At 43.4% G+C, this 5,621-nt stretch carries 1 protein-coding gene; it reads right to left on the bottom strand.

The window, feature by feature from the left end; genetic code table 11:
- On the bottom strand, positions 1–4,280 hold a 4,280-nt coding region (locus GXP69_RS18810; RefSeq protein ID WP_204282097.1), incomplete at its 3' end, for an Ig-like domain-containing protein.
- Positions 4,281–5,621 lie beyond the last annotated feature (1,341 nt).

The following is a 5,621-nucleotide window of genomic DNA, read 5'->3' on the forward strand; positions in this document are numbered from 1 at the left end:
CAATCGAAAGCAGTTATATCCAATGCTATTTTTTCGATGCCGCAATTGTCGGTAGAGCCATTATCTACATCTTCTGCTTTGATCGTGGCTTTGCCTGTTGCATCAAGCTGCACGGTAATGGCCTTTGCACGTGCTACCGGAGCCAGTTCATCTATTACTGTTATAGTGGCCTCGGTAGTTGCTTTGTTGCCATTCTTATCGGTAACGGTAAGTGTTACTGTGTTGGCTCCAATATTAGCACATCCAAACGTGGTTTTAGATAGCGATAAGCTAACAGGGCCACAGGCATCCGTACTACCGTTATCTACAGCAGCTGCAGTTATCGTAGCCACGCCATTTGCATCCAGCTCTATTGTTAGGTTCTGAGCTTTTGCTACCGGCACAACCTTATCTTCAACCGTAACAATAGCAGTAGCGGTTGCCACATTGCCATTGGTGTCGGTTACTGTTAAGGTTACTGTGTTATCTCCTACGTTGGCACAATCGAACGTAGTTTTGCTCAGCGTCATCGACTTTATTCCGCAAGCATCTGAACTACCATTGTTAACGTCGCTGGCAGCAATTGTAACTGAGCCGCTTGTCTCTAACTGCACTGTTATGTTTTTAGCAGCAGCCACCGGAAGTGTCTCGTCTACTACCGTAACTATAGCCGTAGCAGTATGACTGTTACCGCTCTTATCAGTAGCAGTTAAAGTAACCGTATTAGAACCTATGTTGCCGCAGTCGAATGCAGTTTTAGAAAGTACTAATGTTTCGATTTCGCAATTATCAGAAGAGCCGTTGTTTACATCAGCTACTGCTATAGTTGCTTTGCCTGTGGCATCTAATGTTACCAAGAAGTTTTTGGTTTTAGCTACCGGCGCAACGTTATCTTTTACAGTTACAGTGGCCTCGGCAGTTGATTGGTTACCGCTGGCATCTGTTACCGTTAAGGTTACGGTGTGAGTACCCAGGTCAGCGCAACCAAACGTGGTTTTAGAAAGTGCTAAGGTTACGTTTCCGCACTCATCCGAAGAACCATTATCTAGCATAGCCGGTGTTATAGTTGCCGCACCATTGGCATCCAGCTGAACCGTAACATCCTTCGCTTTAGCAGTTGGAGCAGTTACATCTTTTACCGTAACGATTGCTGTTTTGCTTTCTGAGTTACCAGCTGCATCGGTTACAGTCAGAGTTACCGTGTTCGTACCAAGGTTAGCGCATGTAAAGCTGGTCTTATCCAAACTATAGCCGTTTGCAGGAATAGAGCAGTTGTCGGTAGAACCATTGTTGATGTCGGCTGGTGTTATAGTTGCCTTGCCCGCTGCATCCAGCTCTACCGTAATAGACTTCACTACAACAACTGGCGCAACCTTGTCTTCTACTGTTACTGTAGCAGTTGCTGTTGAAGTGTTGCCGCTTAAATCGGTTACAGTCAAAATCACATTATTATTCCCAACATTGCTGCAGTCGAATGAAGTATTAGACAAGGTCATCGATGCAATGCCATAGTTGTCAGTAGAGCCATTATCTATAGCTGCTGTTGTAATAGTTGCTGCTCCCGTGTTGTTCAGTTGGATCGTGATGTCCTTTACATTTACTACCGGCGCTGTTTTGTCGAAGGTAACACTGCTGCTGTTTGTGGTGGCACTAACAGCTGTACCAGTATTACCTGCCAGGTCCTGATAGGTAATGGTAAAAGGAACTACACCTTCTGCATTTGCCGTAGTTAACGTATAAGTTGCAGTATAGACACTAGTGCTTACTGCTGTTACCGTTGCTGTTTGGCCTGCTATAGTAACTGTTGGCTTAGCAATTGGCTCAGAAGCTTCTAAGCTAAGCGTAACAATATCATCTGCCTTTGCTTTTGTAGCGTCATTGTTAGACGAGGCTATAGTTACTTTTTGCAGCGTTGGTGCAACAGCATCAACTAAAACACCGGCTGTTGAAGGAACTACTCCGCTCAGCGATAAAACAGCCGAATTGCCGATAGCGTCCGTTATAGTACCTCCATTCAAGGTAATACCTCCTAAGGTGATACCGTCCATGTCCTGCTCACCCTGCTGTACAGTATAGCGGAAAATCACGGATGTTGAACCCGAACCACTCACATAAGCTGCCTGTTGGGAAGCAGAGCCGATGGTAAGGCTAAGTGTTGGAGTACCGCCTGCTGTCCCGATTGTTACAACTTCATTAAAGCTTACAGTGAAGTCCAGTTGCTGACCCGCTCTGTAGGTACTGTTAGCTGGTACTGAGAGAGAAGTGACAGTCGGATTGGTGGTATCTATAGTATAAACCTCACCGGAACTATAGCCTGTACTTAACACATTCCCAGCCTGATCCGTGATGCCGGTACCACTCGCTTTTACATCCAGGCGCATGGTACCGCTTCCGCTAATGCCAGAGACAGACACCAGATAATCCTCCTGAAATACACTTACACCTGTTAGAGTACCTGCTGCTGATCCTGTAGTGGTTAAGGAGAAATCACTTACATCTACGCCTGAAACAGCCTCGCTTAAGGTTACCAGATAGGTAACTGTGTTTGTGTTGATGTATGCTTCTGATGGGATGTATCTAGTGATGCCTGTTATTGTAGGCGCTGTCGTGTCGATTAACCAGGTATAAGATGCTGGTGTTGCATCTATGTTTCCGGCTGCATCTATAGCTCTCACCATCAGGGTAAGATTCCCTTCGCTTAACCCTATTAAGCTAAGCGGTGAAGTAGCAGCAGTAAACGCACTTCCATCTATGCTTGCTTCAAACGTGCCCGCCTCACTACTTGTGAAAGTAAAGGTGGCATTGGCTGAGTTAGTCATGGAAGCAGGCCCAGTGGTAATGGTCGCATCAGGAGCCGTTAAGTCGATTGTTACACTTAAGCCCGACGACGCAGGGCTTTCGCTACCTGAGGCATCCACTGCCTTTGCCGTGAATGTATGAGTTCCTTCCGCTAAACTACTGGCAGTTATAGACCAGGTGCCTGTACTATTGGCCGTAGTACTGCCCACCGCATTTCCATTGGCATATAGTGTTACAGTTGTGCCGGCAGATGCTGTTCCTTGAAAGACAGGCGAATTATTATTGGTGATGTTGTCAGTATCGCTTGAACCAGAATCGCTAGAGCTTAACAGGTCTGGCGCGGAAGGGGCTGCCAGCTCAACTATAGTTACATTTACAGTAGCTATATTTGAGGCAATGCTTCCGTTACTTACCTTGTAAGAGAAATTATCAGCGCCAATCACATCGGTACTAGGTGTATAGGTAAAGGCTCCATTAGCATTGAGTACAATCGTGCCTTTAGATGGCCCGGTAACTAAACTATAGCTTAAAGAGTTTCCTGCAGGGTCGCTACCAGCTAGTTTACCAGTGTAAGCCACATTCTTTTTGGTGATGATATCACCCGCAGTTGATGCAACTCTGGCTGTTGCCAGGTCCATGTTTATGAGCGTGCCATGGTTTGCATTTGTCGTGGCATCATAAGCTATAGTACCTGTAGTTTCATCAAAACGCCAGTATCCAGCCAGGTCAGTTTCGTTACCATTTAGGGTAGTAGCACCCAAGCCTTTTATTTCTTCAACGGTTAAAGCTTTTTTCCAAAGCGAAACGTTGTCGATCTGAGCGTTTGCAAAAGCACCATCTGCATTCATGTATGTACCAATGCGGATAGGCGCACTGGACGCTGATGAAGACCAATATAATGTACCAGAGCCAACTAAAACGCCGTTGGCGTAAATTTCCATTTTGCGCTGGCCACTAACATTGCGCCTTACAGCAGCAACGTGAACCCATTCGCCTACTTTATAAGCATCTGTTGTTCCTACCCAAGTCCAGCCGTAGCCATGTTTGTCAATTCCAAAAGTAAATTTCCCATTCGCAGCGGTTAGCCAGTACTGCATATCGCCGCCACCTGAACGTCTGTTGAAAAGACCTGCTTCAGCCATAGTATTGGCCTTAAACCACATGGAGATAGTAGTTTCTGTCTCAGAATTGAACTGGTTAGAAGCCTGAGAAGGAATTTCTACATAATCGTTAACGCCATCGAATTGCAGGCCATTTAAGTAACCGGCAACAGGTACAGATGGCTTTATAGTTATAGTAAAAACATCTTCCAGCGTTTCAGTTGCAGAGGCCGGAGTAGCACGAATTCTAACAGTATAAGCGGATTTAGTTTTGTAGTCAAATACGCCATTTGCCTTTAGCTCTCCATCTGTAATCGTGAATAGGGCGTTATCATTATCACCATCTCCTGCTACTAAACTAAAGGTTCCATTTGTGCTTCCGTCTTCAAAAGAAGCAGACAAAGTGCCTATAACAGCCCCTGCGCTGTTACCCTCTGTAATGCTTGAGTTAGATAATTCAATTGAATTTATGATAAGATTGACCGGATAATTAACGCATAGATAATTGGATGAGAGCCCGGCTATTGCTTGATATGTGATATTTGCAACACTAGCAGCTGCAGGATTTATAAATACTCCTGGACTTGAATCCCCAAATAAATAGATATTTTTATCTGGCCCTAACTGCAGGTCACCAAAAACGTTAGTCTTTACAACCTGTTTTGATGCAATAATGTCTGCCTGAGTTCCGGCATTAACAGTATATCTGTTTAATGGGTTACCACTACTTTGCTGAATTGCATATAAATACTTAGAGTCATGCGTAAAATCTATACCGTATGTATATTCTGTAGTATTTAAAATTTTATTATTAGATATAACTCCTGTTGTTGCGTTAAAATCTAACAGGTTGAGCCTTACATTTGTTAAATATAGGCTATATGCTATTTTAGTTCTGTCAGGGCTTACCTTCACGTGACCCTGCGTATATGAATTTATTGCAGATGGAGCAGTAAATTCATATGTTACGGGCACTGTAGATATACCTGTTACCGATAGCTCAAAAACTTTAAAAGCTATCTTACCTGTGCTTACAATATGACCGGCAAATATTACCCAATAGTTATTGCGGTTGCCTTTCACAGCAGTAACACGAATAGCTTCAAAATCAGTAGAATTATATAAAGGAATTCGTACTTTATCTGCTTTAACCTGTTGCACTGTCATATCCACAACAGAGTAATTACCCAGTAACCTTTCTGCTGAAAAGATAAAATATTCAGATGTACTACCAGGCTTTGGTACAGCTATAGCAGAGTTCGTATTATATAGCGAAATCTGAACTATGTTTTGCCCATTAGGCATTACACTTCCATCCGCTTTATAGATACTATTTCTACCAAGAATAAACTGGGTTACCCCGGCATTATTAGAGATAGTTGTAACAGCAGAGCTATAAAAAGTTACAGAAGATGCTCCGTTTACTACTTTAGCCGGACTGGTATCAAAGCTTAAATAAGACAAGTTACCAAAATGCCATTTACTTGCTTTATTTTGGCCATTAGCATCATTTAAAAAGGCTCCAAGTGTAATAAAGAGCAACAATAGTTTAAGCCACGGCAAAGGGTTGGATTGCCGAAGAGCTTCCCCTACGCTGAAGGGGGAGTAGACTTTTTTCATAAAAAAAGTGGTAAATATTTGGCTATAAGCTGATAATTAAATTCTTGTATAACACTACCCCTTCAAGTAGCCGAGGAGTTGCATATTAATCATAGCTTTGTATAGTTGGGCAGGAGGCAGAAA

Origin of the sequence: Pontibacter burrus (genome assembly GCF_010686685.1) — a bacterium.
Classification (GTDB): Bacteria; Bacteroidota; Bacteroidia; order Cytophagales; family Hymenobacteraceae; genus Pontibacter; species Pontibacter burrus.